The sequence below is a fragment of the Curtobacterium sp. VKM Ac-2861 genome (assembly GCF_013204965.1).
Classification (GTDB): Bacteria; Actinomycetota; Actinomycetes; order Actinomycetales; family Microbacteriaceae; genus Curtobacterium.
Window position 1 is genome coordinate 44094 of record NZ_JABMLA010000010.1, and the last position, 17164, is coordinate 61257.

General features: G+C 70.9%; 19 protein-coding genes. 4 read left to right on the forward strand and 15 right to left on the reverse strand.

All coding sequences use genetic code 11. The features are described from left to right. Nucleotides 1-52 precede the first annotated feature (52 nt). Together HQQ88_RS18810 and HQQ88_RS18815 are read right to left on the reverse strand one after the other, a co-directional pair. Entirely contained in the window at nucleotides 53-1957 is a 1905-nt protein-coding gene (locus HQQ88_RS18810; RefSeq protein ID WP_173170979.1) for a family 43 glycosylhydrolase, read from the reverse strand. A gap of 83 nt (nucleotides 1958-2040) precedes the next feature. After that, entirely contained in the window at nucleotides 2041-3420 is a 1380-nt protein-coding gene (locus tag HQQ88_RS18815; protein ID WP_173170982.1) for an aminotransferase class V-fold PLP-dependent enzyme, read from the reverse strand. Between the two features lie 124 nt (nucleotides 3421-3544). Here HQQ88_RS18815 and HQQ88_RS18820 point away from each other — a divergent pair, with 124 nt between their 5' ends. Continuing rightward, entirely contained in the window at nucleotides 3545-4144 is a 600-nt protein-coding gene (locus HQQ88_RS18820; protein WP_173170985.1) for a dihydrofolate reductase family protein, read from the forward strand. On the opposite strand, the gene HQQ88_RS18825 is transcribed toward HQQ88_RS18820, so the two are convergent. The 3 genes from HQQ88_RS18825 to HQQ88_RS18835 form a co-directional block, all read right to left on the reverse strand. Further along, nucleotides 4145-4624, reverse strand: coding sequence for a hypothetical protein (locus HQQ88_RS18825; RefSeq protein WP_173170988.1), 480 nt, complete (start codon nucleotides 4622-4624; stop codon nucleotides 4145-4147). A gap of 108 nt (nucleotides 4625-4732) precedes the next feature. Further along, nucleotides 4733-5599: an ABC transporter permease gene (locus HQQ88_RS18830; RefSeq protein WP_173170991.1), complete on the reverse strand. Its 867-nt coding sequence runs from the start codon at nucleotides 5597-5599 to the stop codon at nucleotides 4733-4735. Continuing rightward, nucleotides 5596-6528: an ABC transporter ATP-binding protein gene (locus HQQ88_RS18835; protein WP_123294948.1), complete on the reverse strand. Its 933-nt coding sequence runs from the start codon at nucleotides 6526-6528 to the stop codon at nucleotides 5596-5598. The genes HQQ88_RS18830 and HQQ88_RS18835 overlap by 4 nt, the downstream gene beginning before the upstream one ends. Nucleotides 6529-6625: 97 nt before the next feature. On the opposite strand from HQQ88_RS18835, the gene arr reads away from it, so the two are divergent. Continuing rightward, nucleotides 6626-7036, forward strand: coding sequence for an NAD(+)--rifampin ADP-ribosyltransferase (gene arr / locus HQQ88_RS18840; protein WP_173170994.1), 411 nt, complete (start codon nucleotides 6626-6628; stop codon nucleotides 7034-7036). Between the two features lie 94 nt (nucleotides 7037-7130). Here the strand turns inward: arr and HQQ88_RS18845 are convergent, their stop codons facing one another. From HQQ88_RS18845 to HQQ88_RS18860, 4 genes are all read right to left on the reverse strand, one after another. Further along, on the reverse strand, nucleotides 7131-7673 hold the full coding sequence (locus tag HQQ88_RS18845; RefSeq protein ID WP_173170997.1) for a cysteine hydrolase family protein: 543 nt from the start codon (nucleotides 7671-7673) through the stop codon (nucleotides 7131-7133). Nucleotides 7674-7699: 26 nt separating this feature from the next. Further along, a complete protein-coding gene (locus tag HQQ88_RS18850; RefSeq protein ID WP_367917057.1) occupies nucleotides 7700-8185 on the reverse strand; it encodes a hypothetical protein in 486 nt (161 codons plus the stop codon). 35 nt (nucleotides 8186-8220) lie between these two features. After that, nucleotides 8221-9018 (reverse strand): hypothetical protein, encoded by a 798-nt coding sequence (locus HQQ88_RS18855; RefSeq protein WP_367917058.1) that lies wholly within the window; start codon nucleotides 9016-9018, stop codon nucleotides 8221-8223. Between the two features lie 80 nt (nucleotides 9019-9098). Beyond that, nucleotides 9099-9950: an SDR family NAD(P)-dependent oxidoreductase gene (locus HQQ88_RS18860; protein WP_173171000.1), complete on the reverse strand. Its 852-nt coding sequence runs from the start codon at nucleotides 9948-9950 to the stop codon at nucleotides 9099-9101. Nucleotides 9951-10052: 102 nt separating this feature from the next. Between HQQ88_RS18860 and HQQ88_RS18865 the strand changes: the two genes are divergently transcribed. Beyond that, on the forward strand, nucleotides 10053-11264 hold the full coding sequence (locus HQQ88_RS18865) for an MFS transporter (protein ID WP_173171003.1): 1212 nt from the start codon (nucleotides 10053-10055) through the stop codon (nucleotides 11262-11264). Here HQQ88_RS18865 and HQQ88_RS18870 read toward each other — a convergent pair. Genes HQQ88_RS18870 through HQQ88_RS18880 form a run of 3 tightly spaced genes read right to left on the reverse strand, consistent with a single transcriptional unit; the run spans nucleotide 11261 to nucleotide 14544 of the window. Beyond that, nucleotides 11261-11797, reverse strand: a complete 537-nt coding sequence (locus HQQ88_RS18870; RefSeq protein ID WP_173171006.1) for a GNAT family N-acetyltransferase — start codon at nucleotides 11795-11797, stop codon at nucleotides 11261-11263. The two genes, HQQ88_RS18865 and HQQ88_RS18870, sit on opposite strands and share 4 nt — an antisense overlap. 4 nt (nucleotides 11798-11801) lie before the next feature. Further along, a complete protein-coding gene (locus HQQ88_RS18875; RefSeq protein WP_367917059.1) occupies nucleotides 11802-13541 on the reverse strand; it encodes an AMP-binding protein in 1740 nt (579 codons plus the stop codon). Between the two features lie 7 nt (nucleotides 13542-13548). Further along, nucleotides 13549-14544 carry an amidohydrolase family protein gene (locus HQQ88_RS18880; protein WP_173171012.1) on the reverse strand — a complete coding sequence of 332 codons (996 nt, stop codon included), beginning with the start codon at nucleotides 14542-14544 and terminating at the stop codon, nucleotides 13549-13551. A gap of 91 nt (nucleotides 14545-14635) precedes the next feature. On the opposite strand from HQQ88_RS18880, the gene HQQ88_RS18885 reads away from it, so the two are divergent. Beyond that, nucleotides 14636-15202 carry a TetR/AcrR family transcriptional regulator gene (locus HQQ88_RS18885; RefSeq protein ID WP_173171015.1) on the forward strand — a complete coding sequence of 189 codons (567 nt, stop codon included), beginning with the start codon at nucleotides 14636-14638 and terminating at the stop codon, nucleotides 15200-15202. A gap of 135 nt (nucleotides 15203-15337) precedes the next feature. On the opposite strand, the gene HQQ88_RS18890 is transcribed toward HQQ88_RS18885, so the two are convergent. From HQQ88_RS18890 to HQQ88_RS18900, 3 genes are read right to left on the reverse strand one after another with little or no spacing between them, the layout of a single operon-like run. Beyond that, a complete protein-coding gene (locus HQQ88_RS18890; protein WP_216835136.1) occupies nucleotides 15338-15868 on the reverse strand; it encodes a haloacid dehalogenase-like hydrolase in 531 nt (176 codons plus the stop codon). Continuing rightward, complete coding sequence (locus HQQ88_RS18895) at nucleotides 15865-16506, reverse strand: HAD-IA family hydrolase (RefSeq protein WP_133938319.1); 642 nt, start codon at nucleotides 16504-16506, stop codon at nucleotides 15865-15867. The genes HQQ88_RS18890 and HQQ88_RS18895 overlap by 4 nt, the downstream gene beginning before the upstream one ends. Next, complete coding sequence (locus HQQ88_RS18900) at nucleotides 16503-17021, reverse strand: GNAT family N-acetyltransferase (RefSeq protein ID WP_173171018.1); 519 nt, start codon at nucleotides 17019-17021, stop codon at nucleotides 16503-16505. The genes HQQ88_RS18895 and HQQ88_RS18900 overlap by 4 nt, the downstream gene beginning before the upstream one ends. Nucleotides 17022-17164 lie beyond the last annotated feature (143 nt).

The following is a 17164-nucleotide window of genomic DNA, read 5'->3' on the forward strand; positions in this document are numbered from 1 at the left end:
TCCGGTCATCCACGCGAGCCGCACCCGCGTCGTCGACGCGGCCACGCGTCCGTCACCGCCGGTGCGTCGCCACCGTGCACACCCGCAGGTCCTCGAACGTGCTCGTGAACCCGGCACCGCCGAGCGAGATGAGCCCGACCCTCGGCGAGCTGCCGAGGTCTGCCGTCCAGGTCCCACCGCGGACGAAGTGCCGCCCGTCGACGCTCGTGTAGGCGGTGTACCGGTGATCCCCGCCGACGACCCGGTGCACGATCCGGAGCGTGGTGGTGTCCCCGACCGGTCCGACGACCATGTTGCCGTAGCTCGGCGCCCCGGCCGGTTGCCCGGACACCTGCTTGCCGAACTCCGTCTGCCGGGTGTTGAAGATCGAGTTCGACGTCAGCCGGACGTAGTCGCCGTCGTCACCCCACACGATCAGTCCGCCCTGCACGTAGTTCACGCCGTCGCCGGTGGCGGGGGTGTCCACCGCGACGGTGGTCTGCAGCACGTAGTCGCCCCGCGGCGCCGGTTCGGACAGGACCGAGGCGAGTGGCGTCGCCGGCGGGTGGATGTCGGCGTCCTGTGTCTGCCAGCGGAACGTGCCGCCGCCGACGGTCCAGGTCGAGCGGTCGGGTTCGCGGGTCCAGCGGAGCGCCGTGGGGAGCGTGGTCCCGTCGAACGACGTCGACAGCGCGCGGATGGTCCGTCCGGGAACGTCGACCGGTGCAGTGGTCGCCCGGTAGGTCGCACGCTGCCCCGGCTGTGCGACCGGCCCCGGCTGCACCGTGTCGGACGGCCCCGCTCCGCCCCGCACGACGGGCCAGCCGTTCCGCCAGTCGAGCGGGTCGATGAGCGCCGGCCGCTTCGTGTACGTCGGCTGCCCGGCGTAGTACGGGTCGCCGCGGTCGACCGCGTGGTAGATGATCCAGTCCTGGCCGGCGAGGTCGGTGACCACCGTGTTGTGCCCGGTGCCGACCCAGCGGTTTCCGTTCTGCGCGAGCAGGGGTGTCCCGCCGACCCGGGTGCTCGTGATCGCGACACCGTCCCGGTCGGTGAAGGGCCCGAGGGGGCTGCGCGACCGGGCGACGAAGACGCCGTACCCGGTCAGGGCGCCGTTGCAGCAGTTCGTGGCGGAGCCCGTGAAGTACCACCAGCCGTCGTGGCGCATCAGGTAGGCGCCCTCGTACCGGTTGTCGATCGCGATCTGCCGTTCGCTCGCGGGGTCGGAGCGGAGTCCGTCGGCGCTGAGCGTGCGGACGTTGACGCCGCCGAAGTAGCTGCCGAAGTACAGGTACGTGGTGCCCTTGTCGGTGATGACCTCGGGGTCGAACGCCCAGCGCGCCCCGGTGCCGTTCGCGGCGGTCTGCGGTGCCACGACCGGGCCGCCGGAGTCCGTCCACGGACCGGTCGGACTCGAGCTCGTCGCGACGCCGACCGCGGATCCCCCACCGGTCGGTGCCGATGCCGATGCCGAGGGCGTGTCGGACGCGGCGTAGTACAGGTACCAGGTGCCCGGGCGACCACGGTCGCCCGCGCGGTACACGACGTCCGGCGCCCAGATCCCGTTGGCGGACCCCACCCACGCCGGTCGCGTCGGGAATGCGTCGTTCACGTACGTCCAGTGCGTCAGGTCCGTCGACCGGTAGGTCGGCACACCGTGCTGCACGAGCGACCCGTCGGCGTTCTGCTCCGTCGCCGTCAACGCGTCGGTCGTGCAGTACAGGTACCAGTTGCGGTCGCGCCCGACGCCGCGGATCGCGGTCGGGTCGGCGCAGCTCGCCGCCGTCTCGCCGTCGGGCAGGCTGAGCGCGACCGGGTTCCGGTGGGTCGGCGCCGCCGCTGCGTGTCCCGAGCCGCTGTGTCCGGTGGTCCGGTCCGCCACGGGCGTGGACGCTGCGGCGGGGCCGACCGGGAGGCCCGTGGCCGCGACCGCCGTGAGCGTCGCGACGGCGAGGATGGTTGCGACTGTTCGGCGCACGGGGTCCTGCTCTCATCGTCGAGGAAGGGCTGCGTGCGCGAGCGTACGCTCGCGGGCAGCGGACCGGGCCGGAAGGTGGTCGATCACCCTGCGATGGCGCGTCGGACGGCCTCGATCGAGAACCGGACATCGGCCGCGTCCGTCGACCAGTTGCTGACGGAGATGCGGAGGACTTCCTCGCCACGCCATCGTGAGCCGGACATCCACACCGCACCCTCGTCGATCAGGCGAGCGGTGACGGCCCGGGTCTGCTCGTCCGAGCCGAACGTCACGCAGACCTGGGTGAATGCGACGTCGTTCACGATGTGCACGTCGGAGATCTCCCGGAGGCCGTCCGCAAGCGCCCGCGCGTTCTCGACGAGTCGGTCGACGAGCTCCGCGACGCCGTTCCGGCCGAGTTGCCGCAGCGCCGCCCAGACCGGGACACCACGTGCGCGCCGCGACATCTCGGGCACCAGGTCGAACGGTTCGGAGACGTCGGCGGAATCGCGGATCAGGTACGCCGTCTGGGTACCGAGCGCCGCCCGGGTGACAGAAGGACGAGACACGATCGCCACGCCGCAGTCGTACGGGACGTTGAGCGTCTTGTGCGCGTCGGTCGCCCACGAGTCGGCCGTTTCGATGCCGTCGAGCGCCTCGCGGAGGGTCGGACTCGCAGCAGCCCACAGTCCGAACGCGCCGTCCACGTGCACCCAGGCCCCGTGCTCGTGTGCGACCCGGATGGCGGACCGCATCGGGTCGAACGCGCCGGAGTGCAGGTTTCCGGCCTGGAGGCAGACGATCACGGGCCCGTCGACCTCGTGCAGGTGCGCGCGCAGATCCTCCACGAGGATCCGTCCCTGATCGTCCGCGTCGACGATCGTCGGGGTGCCGAGCCCGAGGTAGCGGAGCGCGAGGTCGAGTGAGGTGTGCCGTTCAGCGCCGACGAGGACGGTGACACGTGGCGCTCCCGCGAGCCCGTCGGCGTTGACGTCCCAATCGGCTCGGTCCAGCACCCAGGCCCTGGCAGCGGCGAGACCGGTCCAGTTCGCCATGGTCGCGCCGGTCGTGAACCCGACGTCCGACTCCGACGGCAACCCCAGCACGTCCAGCAACCAGCTTCCGGCGACCTGCTCCAGGGCGGCGGTTGCCGGGGTCGGGTACCGCATGGCCGCGTTCTGGTCCCATGCGCTCACCAGCCAGTCGGCGCCCATGGCCGCTGGCAGGGTTCCGCCGATGACCCAGCCGAAGAACCGTCCCGACGGCATCGCCATGAGTCCTGGAGCAGCGAGCGCGGCCAGTTCGTCGACCACGGCAGCTGCGTCGGAGCCGTTCTCGGGGAGGGGACGGTCGATCGACGCGAGCAGCCCGCCGACGTCGAGCTCCGGCCGGACCGGGCGCTCCGGGAGACTCGAGATCCAGTCCAGTGCGTGCTCCGACGCGCTTTGCAATGCCCTGCGGTAGTCGTTCGGGTCGAGCTCCATCGTCGTTCCTCGCCACTGAGGATCATGATGCGCGGATGTACGGAAGGGAGGGATCTCATTGCCGAGGTGCTGACGGGCGAGCGTACGCTCGGCCGCAACGTTCCGGTCGACGAAGGAGTCAGCGATGCCCGCGAGGTTCGTGTACTGGATGAACGTGTCGATCGACGGCTTCGTCGAGCGCGACGAGGGTGAACTCGGCGACGTCGAGGGACCCGAGTGGATGCGGATCGACGAGCCGCTGCACCGTGAGTTCAACGCCCGCGCCGCCGCGATGACCTTGTCCGTCGAGGGGCGGGTCGTCCGCGACATGATGGACCCGTTCTGGCCGGACGCCCGCGCCGACGAGTCGATGCCGGCGTTCATGCGCGAGTACGGCGAGGTCTGGACCGACCAGCCGAAGGTCCTGGTCTCGCGCACCCGGACCAGCGCCGACCACAACACCCGGATCATCGGGGGCGACGACGCCATCGCGCAGCTCGCCGTCCTGCGCGAGGAGTCCGAGGGCGACATCGGCGTCGGCGGCCCGAACCTCGCGACGCAGTTGCTCGACGCGGGGCTGCTCGACGAGCTGTTGCTCTACACGCACCCCGCGGTGCTCGGCGCCGGTCGGCCGCTGTTCGACCCGCCGGCGACGGGCGTGCGACCGCCGGTGCTGCTGGACCTGCTCGAGCAGCGGGAGTACCACAACGGGGTCACGCTGCACCGCTACCAGGTGCTGCGGTAGTCACTCCCCCGAGGGGCCCGGACCGAAGATGACGAGTCGCCAGGCGCTCGGCCGGTCGCTGTCGAAGTCGTTGAACGCGACGCTGTCGACGGCCTTGCTCGATGACAGTTCGATCTGGTGCGGGCTGTCGCGGCAGTCCATCGGATCGAGTTCGATGCTCTGCGATCCGCCCGGCAGCACCGTCCGCACGATGCCACGCATGTGCCCGTTGCCGTAGCAGGAGAACTCGAGGTGGTCGATCGTCCGCGAGTCCGGGAACTGCACGCGGACGCCGGGCTCGAGGTGCGCCGGGTCCTCGTCACCGGGGGTCGTGTCGGCGCTCAGCACGCCGAGGACCGCGTCCTCGGTCTCGGTGCTCGCCTCCTGCTGCGTCTTCCACTTGGCGAGCGCTTGCTCGTCGACGGGCGGCGCCGAGGTGCAGCCGGCGAGCAGGGCCACGACGGCGAGCGCCGGCAGGACCAGGGCGGGGAGGTGTCGCACGGTGCGAGCCTAGCGACGCCTGGGTCAGTCGATGCGTGTGCAACGAGCGACGTCCCACCCGTCGATCGACAGGTGGGACGTCGCAGAACGCGTGCGAAGTGCGTCGGGTCAGACGTCGCGTCGACGTGCGACCGTCAGCGCGAGTGCACCCACGACCACCACCTCGGCCGCCAGGACACCGAAGCCGCCCCAGCCGTTCAGGACCACGCCGCTCGTCGGTCCCGCGTCCGCACCGGTGTACGGGTACGCGAACAGCTGGCTGCCGGCCTGGTCGGGCAGGAACTTGAACACGTCACCGATCCACTCGGCGTTCAGCAGCCCGGACACGAGCGACAGGATCACCGGCAACACGAGCAGGATGCCGAGCGTGATCGCGATGCCACCGGCGCTGGACCGGACGAACAGCCCGATGCCGTAGGCGAGCAGCGCGAGGAGCGTCACGTACACCGACGAGCCGAGGATCGGCATGAACACCGACGGGTCGCCGATCTGCGGGCTCGTGCCGTCGGAGGCCAGGAGCAGCGCCGACAGCACCACGCCGATCCAGGTCGACACCACGCTCACGACGAAGGTCGTCAGCGCGAGGACGGTCGCCTTCGCGAGGATCACGCCCGTGCGACGGGGGTCAGCGGTGAAGGTCGAGCGGACCTGACCGGTGCCGTACTCGCCGGTGATGATGAGCACGCCGAGCACACCGACGACGAGCGCACTGAGCGAGACGCCCGTGGTGTTGATGCTCACGAAGCTGCCGTTCGCGACGTCCTGCGGGGAGTTCGCGGGCAGGTCGACGAAGGCGCCGAGCAGCCCGGCCATGCCGATCGTCAACACGGCCAGGATCGCGAAGCACCAGATCGTCGACCGGATGCTGCGGAGCTTGATCCACTCGCTGCGGACCAGGTGCGGGAACGACAGGCGGACCGAGTCCGGCACGGAAGCCGAGTTTGTCCGGGTGACGGGCGGGGTGGTGGCGCTCATCGGGTGCCCTCCGATCGGTACTCGACGTCGTCGCGGGTGAGGGCCATGTAGGCCTCCTCCAGGCTCGCGCCGGTCGGGGTGAGTTCGTGCAGTGCGACGCCGGCCTGGGCGGCGATGTTGCCGACCGTCGGTGCGTCGGGACCGACGACCAGGAAGGTGCCGTCTTCGCGCGGGGTGACCGTCGCGTTCGGGCCGATGGCCTGGAACAGCTGGTCGGGCGACGGCGTCCGGACGATGACCCGGCTGCCACCGCCAGCGGCGCCCGGTGCGACTCCCCCACCGGCGACGAACTCGGCGATCGGGGCGTCGGCCAGGACCTTGCCGCGGCCGAGCACGACCACGCGGTCGGCGGTCTGCGCCATCTCGCTCATCAGGTGGCTGGACAGGAACACGGTGCGACCGTCGGCGGCCATGCGTCGGGCGAGCTGCCTGACCCACAGCACCCCGTCGGGGTCGAGACCGTTGACGGGCTCGTCGAGGATCAGGGTCTTCGGGTCGCCGAGCAGTGCGGCAGCGATTCCCAGGCGCTGCCCCATGCCGAGCGAGAACCCGCCGACGCGCTTCTTCGCGACCGACTCGAGGCCGGTCATGTCGATGACCTCGTGCACGCGGGCCTTCGGGATGCCGTGGGTCGCCGCGAGCGAGAGCAGGTGGTTGTAGGCGCTGCGGCCCGAGTGGACCGCCTTCGCCTCGAGCAGGGCGCCGACCTGTCGGAGCGGGTCGCGGAACGTCGTGTACGGCTGGCCGTTCACCGTCGCGCTCCCCGCGGTGGGCCGGTCGAGGCCCATGATCATGCGCATCGTGGTGGACTTCCCGGCGCCGTTCGGCCCCAGGAAGCCGGTCACACTGCCGGGTCGGACGACGAACGAGACGTCGTCCACGGCGGTCTTCGGACCGTACTGTTTGGTGAGGTGGCTGACTTCGATCACGGCGGCCACGCTATTGCAGCGGTGTCCGGCGGCGCGTCCGTCGGAAGGGGGATGTGTCAGGTGCCAGGGGTGGACCCGCTCGGCGTAGCCTGTCGCCGTGAAGCAGGCACAGGACGACGGACCGTTCTTCCACGGCACCAAGGCCGACCTCGTGCCGGGCGACCTGCTCACCGCGGGCTTCCGGTCGAACTACCGCCCCGAGGTGGTCATGAACCACGTCTACTTCACGGCGGTCTCCGACGGCGCCGGGCTCGCAGCCGAGCTCGCCGCCGGTGACGCCGAGCCGCGGGTCTACGAGGTCGCGCCGACCGGTCCGTACGAGGACGACCCCAACGTCACCGACAAGAAGTTCCCCGGCAACCCGACCCGGTCCTACCGCAGCAACGAACCGGTGCGGATCGTCCGCGAGGTCACCGACTGGCCCCGACTCACGCCCGACGCGCTGCGCCTCTGGCACGAGCGCCTGGCCGCACTGCGCGCGGACGAGCGCGGCGAGATCATCAACTGAGCCGGCTGGCGGACGGGAGGCGCGGGGCGGGGCCACCACGGGCCTCCCGTCCGCTTCGCCCTGGTCTCAGGGCCCCGAACGCGCCCTGCGGACGTCAGCGACTGAGCGCGTCGCTCGTCGTGACGGTCGCGAAGCTGCCGTCGAGCGCCGCCATGAAGGCGGCGTGGACGCTCGCACCCGGGACGGTGACGCCCCCGGAGGTCAGGTCCGGCGCGGCGCACGCGTCGGCGACGACGGTCGCGGTGAAGCCGAGTTCGTGCGCGGCCCGGGTCGTCGAGTCGATGCACATGCTGCTCATCATCCCGACGATCGTGACCTCGTCGACTCCGGCGTCGGTCAGCAGTTCCTGCAGTCCGGTGCCGATGAAGCTGTTCGGCTCGTGCTTCTCGAGGACCGGCTCGCCGTCGACGGGCGCGACCGACGGGTGGAAGTCGAGGCCCGGCGTGCCCGGCACGAAGAACGTGGCGTCCGGGTCGGTGGACACGTGGAAGACGTGCACCACGAGGTCGCCGGCAGCGCGGAAGGAGTCGAGCACGGTGCGGGCTGCGGTGGCAGCGGCCTCGGGTTCGACGAGGGGGAAGGCCCCGCCCGGGAAGTAGTCCAGCTGGATGTCGACGAGGAGCAGCGCGCGGGTCATCGGTTCAGTATGGCGGGCGGCGGGCTTCAGGCCCGGCCGTGTCCGGGCTGTTCGTCGCCGGGATCGCGGGCGAAGGCGAGGCTCTCCGCGATGATCGAGAGCACGACGTCCACCTCGTGGTCGTCGCGCGGCCCGTAGACGAGGAACTCGGTGCCGTGGTCCTCGTACTGGTGCGGGGTCGCCCACCCGAGAGCGGTGAGCTCGATGCCGCGAGCCGCCGGCACGCACAGGTGCACCGAAGTGTCGTCGACACCGTGCAGGTGCACGGGTTCGAGGCGCCCATCGGGAGCGAGCGACGTCCACGGCACGACGTGGTCGGCACGGTCGCGGAGGAACAGTGCGCGCGACGACGCCGGCGAGACCTGACTGTGGCCCTCGACCACGTCCGGCAGTGCCAGGGCGTCCGCGACGAGTCGTCCCCACCGCTCCGGGGTCGCGCGGTCGGTGAGCTGACGCTGTGGCCCGTCGTCGGAAACGGACGGGCGGACACCGGGGCGAGGTGTGGAGATCACCGTTCGACGCTACCGGCGCGCTCCGCCGCCGCGGGTCACGGTTTCGCGCCGTTGCCGAACGAACCGTGCAGGGTCGTGTCCGCGAAGGCCGTCGTGTCGATCACGGCGCGGACGCGGTCGAGGACGCCCTGGTCCTCCGAGTCCACGCCGATGACGAGCGAACCGTAGTCGACGCGCATCGTGTACGGGATCGAGGCCTCGAGCCCGGTCACGTGCGGGGTCGCGGCGAGGGTCGCGAGTCCCTGCGCCACCGCAGTGGACGTCGACGTCGGGATCTGCTGGTCGAACGCGCCCTCGTAGTGGACAGTGCTGGCGATGTGCCCCTCGTCCGCCGACACGGTCAGCGTCAGGGAGACGCCGGTCCACGCCAGTTCGGTGGCCATCGTCGTCGGGACGGCTCCGGCCTCGGCCGGGGTCGCGTCGGGGTCCATCGTGACCGTGAACCGCGACGCGAAGTGGTTCGACGTGACCCACCGGGTCGAGCAGCTCGGGTCCGGGGCGGAACTGGGGGTGTTCGTGGTCGTCTGCGTCGCCTCGGCGACGGCCGGGAGCGCACGGACCTGTCGGAGGGCGGTGCGGACCTGGCTCGCGACGGCGGGGTCGAGCGTCGGCGCCGGGGTCCGGTCCGGTGTCGGTGTCGGGTTCGGGTTCGCTGCCTCCGGCGCCGGCGCCGGCGCCGGCGCTTCGTCGGTCGGACACACCGCTGTCTCGGAGCCGCTCGATCCACCGGACCGCAGCGCGTCACGTGCCAGTCCTTCGGCGGCCGAGCACGCCGTGAGCGGCACGGTGCAGGCCAGGGCGACGAGGAGTCCGATGACGAGACGAGAGCGCACCGACCCAGTCTCCCTGCCGCGTGCTGCACGCCGGAGCCGGACGGGCGCGCTGTGTCCCGGGTGCTACCCGGTCGGCCGCCTCAGCTCGACTGGTCGTCCAGGTCGAGCGACGTGGTCAGTTCCGGGAACGCCCGCGCCTGCTCGATGAGCTGCTGCGCCTTCCGCACGACCCCCTCGACGCTGTCCGCACCGGCGACGAGGCGCACCGGTGGTGCGGACATCTCGGTCAGGGCGAGGAGCGTCCGGGCGAGCTTCGCCGGATCGCCACTCTGCTTGCCCTCCATGCCGCGGAAGAACTCCTTGGTCTGGTCCGACGAGGACCGGTAGTCGTCGAGGTGGACGTCGCCCCAGAACGTGGAGCTGCCCTCGGCGAGCAGGTCGGTCCGGAAGAAGCCGGGCTCGACGACCGTGGTGTGGATGCCGAACGGCAGGACCTCGTCGTACAACGCCTCCATCCACCCCTCGAGCGCGAACTTCGACGCGGCGTACGCGCTCCCACCGGCACCGGCGACGATGCCCGCGGTCGAGCTGATGCTGATGACCCGACCGGAGCCCTGTGCCCGCATGACGGGGAGCACCGCGCGGGTGACGTTCATCGCACCGAAGAAGTTCGTCTCCATCTGCGCGCGGAACTGCTCCGGGGAGACCTCTTCGAAGAACCCGCCCTGGAAGCTGCCGGCGTTGTTCACGAGCACGTCGATGCGGCCGAACCGTTCGATCGCGGCGTCGACCGCGCTCCGGACGGTGCGCTCGTCCGTGACGTCCAGCGCGACGGCGAGCAGCTCATCGTGCGTGCCCACCGCTGCGACGACGCGTTCCGGATCCCGCCCGGTCGCGACGACGTGGTGTCCGGCGTCCAGGGCTGCGCGCGCGAACTCGGTGCCCATGCCGCGGCTGGTCCCGGTGATGAAGAAGGTCTGGGGTTCGGTCATGTGCCCAGCGAAGACCACTTTCGTGCAGAGAGTGAGGCTCTGCCGAAACGGGGTCGAGCAGAACCTCCCTTCCGACGCTCGAGCCGCCCTAGCGTCAGGGACATGGACCCCCTCGTGACCACGACCCCGTCGAACCACCCGACGGCCGCACCCGCTGCCGACGACCGACTTCCGTGGTTCCCGCTCGCACTGCTCGCGGCGATCGGGTTCGTGCTCGTCGCCATGGAGACCATGCCCGCGGGGCTCCTGCCGGTCATCGCGGACGGCATGGGGACGTCCGAGGGCACGGTCGGACTGTTCGTCAGCGCCTACGCGATCGGCACCGTCATCGCCACGGTGCCGGCGATCGCACTCACGCGGGGCCTACGCCGCAAGCCGTTGCTCACGACGGCCATCGCCGTGCTGATCGTCGCGAACACCCTCACCGCGTTCGCCCCGAACGTGACCATCGCGCTCGCCACGCGGTTCGTCGCCGGCGCGGTGTCCGGGATCATCTGGGGCATGTTCGCCACCTACGCGCGGCGCATCAGTCCCGCGCGGTTCGCAGGCGTGTCCCTCGCCATCGTCTCCACGGGCGCGCCCGTCGGCTTCGCGCTCGGCACGCCGCTCGGGTCGTTCATCGGCACCGCCCTGGACTGGCGCTGGTCGTTCATCGGCCTCAGCCTCGTCGGGGTCGTCATCCTCGCGTTGATCGCCGTGTTCGTGCCGGACGCACCCGGCCAGACGTGCACCGCGAAGCTGTCCGTGGTCAAGGTGTTCCGCATCCGTGGGATCGCGATCATCCTCGCTGTCATCGCCGCGTGGATGGTCGCGCACAACACGATCTACACCTACATCTCGCCGTACCTGCGGGTGACCGGCACCGACCTCGGCGCCGGACTCGTCCTCCTCGTCTACGGCATCGCGGCGATCCTCGGCGTCGTCGTCACGGGCGCCCTCCTCGATCGACATCCCCGGCCGCTGCTGCACCTGAGCGTCGGACTGTTCGTCGTCACCGGCGTCGTGCTGCTCGTCGGCCACGCATCGCCGGTCGCCGTCCTCGTCGCCGCCGTCCTGTGGGGTGTCAGCTTCGGAGGTGCCTCGACGCAACTGCAGGCGGCGCTCACCACGGCAGGTGGGGAGAACGCCGACGTCGCCAGCGCCTTCCTGCCCGTCGCGTTCAACATCGCGATCTTCGTCGCCGGGATCTTCGGAGCCGCCCTGTTGACCGTGTTCGACGGACTGGTCCTGGCCGTGGTGATGATCGTGTTCGGGGCGATCGCGGCGCTGCTCACGCTGGTCGGCCGGCGATCGGCGTTCCCCGCGCGGCTCTAGTCGGAGACCTGGAGCAGCGCCGGCAGAACCGGGGCCGGGTCGGTCGCGAGCCGAGCGTGGGTCTCCACGTCGAAGCGTTCGACGCCGTACCGCAGCTTCTGTCGCTCGATGCCCTCCACGGCGAACCCGGCAGCGGTGGCGACCCGACAGGACGCGGGGTTGTTCACCCGGTGCCCGAGCTCCAGGCGGAACAGCCCGACGCCGAACGCCCAGGACGAGACACTCGCCAGCGCAGTCGTCGCGAGTCCGCGTCCGCGTCCACCACGCGCCAGCCAGTAGGACGCCCAGCCGGTCCCGTGCCGGAACTCGATCGCGGTGAGCCCGACGTTCCCGACCGCGACACCGTCGTCCACGACCGCCCAGTTCTTCGCGCGATCGTCGAACCCGAGGAACCGGCTGATGTGCTCGCGCGTCTGCGCTTCGTCGCGCAGATCGGCGTCGGGGAACTGCGAGTCGAGGTCCGGCGTCGTCCGCCGGGCGAGGAGCAGCGCGGGTGCGTCGTCGACCGACCACGGGCGCAGGACGACCACCATGCGATCAGCCGACGGCGGGCGGAAGCGGACGAGACGCGCGCAGTCCCGGGAACTGCTCGTCGCGCCACTCACCGTCGATCGGCGTGCCACTTGCGGCCGCGCGCTCCTCGCGCTCCCGCAGCTCCACGCGTCGGATCTTGCCTGAGATGGTCTTCGGCAGCTCCGCGAACTCGACCCGCCGCACGCGTGCGTACGCCGGGAGCGCGGTCCGCGCGTAGGCGAGCACCTGTTCGGCGGTGTCCGCCGTCGCCTCGAACCCGGCGGCGAGCGTCACGTACGCCTTCACGACGTTGAGCCGAGCGTCATCGGGAGCGGGCACCACGGCGCTCTCGGCGACGGCGGGGTGCTGCAGCAGTGCGCTCTCGACCTCGAACGGTGACACCTTGTAGTCGGACGACTTGAACACGTCGTCGGTCCGGCCGATGAAGGTCAGCTCCCCCTCGGCGTCCCGGACCGCGATGTCGCCGGTGTGGAAGAAGCCGTCGCGCATCGATGCCGCGGTCCGGTCGGGGTCGCCGAGGTACTCGGCCATCAGGTTGACCGGTCGCTCGTCGAGATCGAGGCAGACCTCGCCCTCGTCGCCGGGCTGCCCGGTGACCGGGTCCAGCAGCGTCACGGTGACCCCGGGCAACGCACGGCCCATCGCCCCCGGGGTGACGGTGCTGCCGGGGGCGTTGCCGATGATCGCGGTGGTCTCGGTCTGCCCGTAGCCGTCGCGGATGGTCAGACCCCACGCGCGTTCGATCCGGTCGATGACCTCGGGGTTCAGTGGTTCTCCGGCCGACACGACCTCGCGCAGTGCCCGAGGGCGCGCTCCGAGGTCGGACTGCAGCATCATCCGCCAGGCGGTGGGCGGTGCGCAGAACGTGCTCACCTCGGCGGCGTCCAGCTGGGCGAGGAGCGCGGCCGGGTCGAACCGCGGGGTGTCGTGGACGAAGACGGTCGCCTCGGCGATCCACGGCGCGAAGAAGCAGCTCCAGGCGTGCTTGCCCCAGCCCGGCGAGCTGATCGCCAGGTGCACGTCTCCGGGCCGCAGACCGAGCCAGTGCATCGTGCTGAGGTGCCCGACCGGGTACGACGTCTGGGTGTGCACGACCATCTTCGGCTTCGAGGTCGTGCCCGACGTGAAGTAGACGAGGCAGGGATCGGAGGTCTTGGTGACCACGATCGGTCGCGACTCCCCCGCGGGCGCTGGTTCTCCGAGGTCCGACGGGTAGTCCGTCCAGCCGTCCGCCGTGCCGCCGATGACCACACGCGAGAAGTCCCCGCGGACGTCGTCGTACTTCGCGGTCTCGCTGCGGTTCGTGACGACGTGCGCCACGCCTCCGCGGTCGACGCGGTCCTGCAGGTCGGCGGTGTCGAGCATCGTCGACGTCGGCAGGATCACCGCCCCGAGCTTGATCACCGCGAGCATCGTCTCCCACAGCTCGAGCTGGTTGCCGAGCATGACGAGCACGTGGTCGCCCTTCCGGACGCCGTGCTCGTGCAGGCGAACGGCCAAACGGTCGGACCGGTCGGCCATCTCCGCGTAGCTCAGCCGCTGTTCCAAGCCAGCCGCGCCGACGATCCAGAGCGCGATGCGGTCGTTGCCAGCAGCGATGACGTCGAACCAGTCGTCCGCCCAGTTGAAGGTGTCGCCGAGGTCCGGCCACCGGAAGGCGGAGCGGGCGGCATCGGCGGACTCTGCGGAGAGCAACTGGTCACGGGCAGCGCGGTACGCGGCGGTCACGTTCGGGTTGGGCACGGACCGATCATGCCGCATCCGTCTGGTCGCCGATCCCGAACAGCCGACGTGCGTTCTCCGACGTGAACGCCTCGCGGGCCGCGTCCGAGGGGAACTCCTGCAGGAACGTGTCGATCTCGGCGGCGGAGGGTCGCTGGAACGGGTGGTCGGTGGAGAACAGCAGCCGATCGGGCGTCGTGACGTCCAGCGTGTGCCGGAGCAGCGTGGGGCTGAGCATCCCCGAGCTGGTGATGTGGAGGTTCGAGCGGACGGTGTCGGACACCGTCCGCTCGAGTCCGGCGACCCGCGACAGGCTGTCCGCACGGTCGATCCAGAACAGCAGCAGCTCGCCCCAGTGGCCGAGCACGACCTGCAGGTCCGGGTGCCGGTCGAAGGTGCCGCCGACGATCAGGCGCAGTGCCGCACGTGCCGCCTCGAGGTGCCACCCCCACCCGAAGGTCGCCAAGCCGAGCTCGACCATCGGGTCGAACCCCTCGTACGCCGCCTCGCGCAGGCGCTTCGACGGGATCTGCGGGTGAATGAAGACCGGCTGCCCGAGCGACGCCGCGACGGCGAAGAGGTCGTCGTACCGGCGGTCGTCGAGCGGCACCTCGCCCGTCCGCCCGTAGACCATCACCCCCACGCAACCAAGGCCGGCAGTGCGCTCCAGTTCGGCGACGGCAGCGTCCGGGTCGGCCATCGGCAGGGTCGCGAACGCGCGGAACCGGTCCGGGTGGTCCGCGACCGCGGCGATCGCGATGTCGTTCGCCTGCTGACTCAGCGGGATCGCGTCCGCGGCATCGAGCGGCTGCGCTCCGGGCGGCGCGAGGGACAGCACCTGGACGTCGATCCCCTGCTCGTCCATCGCTGCGAGCCGGGCGTCACCGAGGTCACGGAGCAGCTCGCCGTTGTCGCCGAGTTCGTCCAGCGCCGTGCTCGGGTCGCGGCGGTCGTCGGGCAGGGCGTTGACGGCGTCCGTCAGGGCCGGGTGGTTCCAGTGCTCTTCGATCGCGATCAGGGTCATCGGGGTTCCTCCGTCTGGTCTCGCGCCGGTGCATTCACTCATCGGCGTTGAGTGAACCGTACACCTCGCTCAACGCCGTAGAGTCGGACGCATGGCCGAGACCTCACGCGACGCGAAACGCGCACAGACCGCCGAGCGCATCCGCGCAGCCGCTCGGCGGCAGTTCGGTGCGAACGGGTACGAGGGCACGACGATCCGGAGCATCGCCTCAGCAGCGGGCATCGATCCGTCGCTCGTCATGCAGCACTTCGGGTCGAAGGCAGCGCTGTTCGCGACCGCCGTGCAGCTGCCGGCCACGTCGGACGCTGGGAGCGAGCGCGCGGCGGCCGACCACCTCCTCGACGTCCTGGGCATCCGGTTCGACGCGCTCCCCGCCGAGACGGCGGCGCTCGTCCGGTCGATGCTGACGGTGCCCGAGGCGGCGGACACCATGCGCGGCTACCTCGACGAGCGGGTCGAGAACCTGGCGCGCTCTCTCGACGGCGACGACGCCCGGCTGCGGGCGTTGATGACCGTGAGCGGCATCCTCGGCATCACGATCACGCAGCACTTCCTGCGCCTCAGCGCGTTCGAAGGCGCGTCACGTGACGACCTGCTCCGCGCGGCGCAGGGCTGGGTGGAGTCGCTCACGACGGAGGCCGGGGCATCCACTCGCTGAGCCGGGTCAGTCCAGACTGTTCAGCCACGTCTCGAGCCACGGCACGACGTCCGACAGGTCCGCCGTGTCGATCGCGGTCGATGCTGCCGCCCTGGCCGCTCCGGTCGCGTTGAGAGCCAGCGCCGCGGGGACCACCTAGAAGACTGGGATGTCCGACCGACTGTCCCCGATCGCACAGCACCGCTCGATCGGCACGCCACGGGCCAGCGCGTACCGGAGCGCACGGTCTCGCTTGTCGAACTCGTCGAAGTGCTCCGCCACCGCCCCGTCGTAGGTGCCACCCGTGACCCCGACCCGCGGTCCGCCGTGCGCGACGAACCCGAACCGCCGCGCGAGCGACCGAGTGACCGGCTGCCACGCGAGCGACGCCAGCACGGGGACGACCTGGTGCGTGCGGCACCACGCCACCACGAGCTCCACACCGGGGAGCACCGGTAGGTCGTCGAGCCAGCGGTCCACGGTCGTCGTCGATGCGCCGCGCCAGCCCGCGGCATCGATCTCGCTCACCTGTCGATTCGTGAGCGAGCCGTCGGCGTACCGACGCTCAGCCTCGTCCAGCGCGTCCTGGTGCCCGAATCGTTCCGCGAGATGACTGCTGCTCGAACCGGTCGACACGAGCGTCCCGTCGACGTCGAAGAAGACCATGCCGCGCACCGGCTCCGTCACTGCTCCCGATCCTCCGGCATCGCCGCGCGGATTGCTGCGATCGTGTCTGCGGTCTCGACGTGCAGGTGCGCCCGGATCCCGACCGCCCGCGCAGCCTCGATGTTCTCCGGTACGTCGTCGACGAAGAGGACATCCGCGGGCGCGGCAGCGAGCCGATCGAGCGTGATCCGGAAGGCCTCTGGCTCCGGCTTCGTGACCCCGATCTCGTGGCTGTAGCAGATCGGGTCGAACACGGCCGCGAACCCGAATCGTCGCTCCTCTTCCTGACGGGCGCCGTCACCGGAATTGGACAGGATCGCGAGCCCGACCGTCCCGCGCAGACCGGCGACGAAGTCGAAGAGCGGCTCGTTCAAGGAGCCGCAGTACGCGTCCCAGAAGTCGGCTCGCATCGACGCGAGCACCTCGGCCGAGGCGCCGAGAGCGGCGCCGATCTTCCCCCAGTACTCGTCGTCGACCCCGGTCCGTCGCGCGGCATCGGGCAGGTCGGCGTCCGACAACCGCGAGGAGAACTCCTCGTCCGTCATGCCGAACGCAGCCGCCCACCGCGTGCGGAACTGCCCGGGCCATGCCGCGTCGTCGACCATCTCGAGCACGCCACCGACGTCGAGCAGCAGCCACCGCACCCCACCGCCGGTCATGCGGAGATCCCGTCGAGTCGACGGATCATCTCGAGCTCCCGCTCGTCGGGCGCGAGGACGTACGGCTCGCTCGCCCCGGTCGGCTTGTACCCGCGTCGGGCGTAAAAGGCCTGAGCCCGCAGGTTGCGCTCGTGCACGTGGAGACGGAGCGTGGCACCGTGGCCGGATGCCCACGCCTCGATCGCGTCGAGCAGTGCATCGGTCACGCCGGCCGCACGGCCGCGGTGCGACGGTGCGACGTACACCCCGACCAGCAATGGTCCGGTGGCGGCGTCCGGGATGAACGACCCCATCGCACCGACCCAGCGGCCGTCGGCGTCGATCGCCACGAGCGAGGTCCCCCCGATGTCCTGACCGCGGCGACCCCGCGCACGCCATTCGGTCTCGTCGTGCTGCTCGGCGTCCGCCAGGTGCTCCGCGTAGGCCATCGGGGTGTCCTGGATCATCTCCAGGCGGAGCGCTCGGACGGCTTCCCAGTCAGCTTCGGTCGTCGGTCGGATCGTGATCCCCTGCATGGACCGAGCGTAGGACAGACAGCGGCCGGCGAAACTCGTCCGAACGGATTCCAATCGACTTCGGGCAGGGCGCCGAATAGCTTGCACAGACCGGGAATCACCCGGAGCGCTCACCAGCCGCACATTGCTGGTTCTCCACCCTG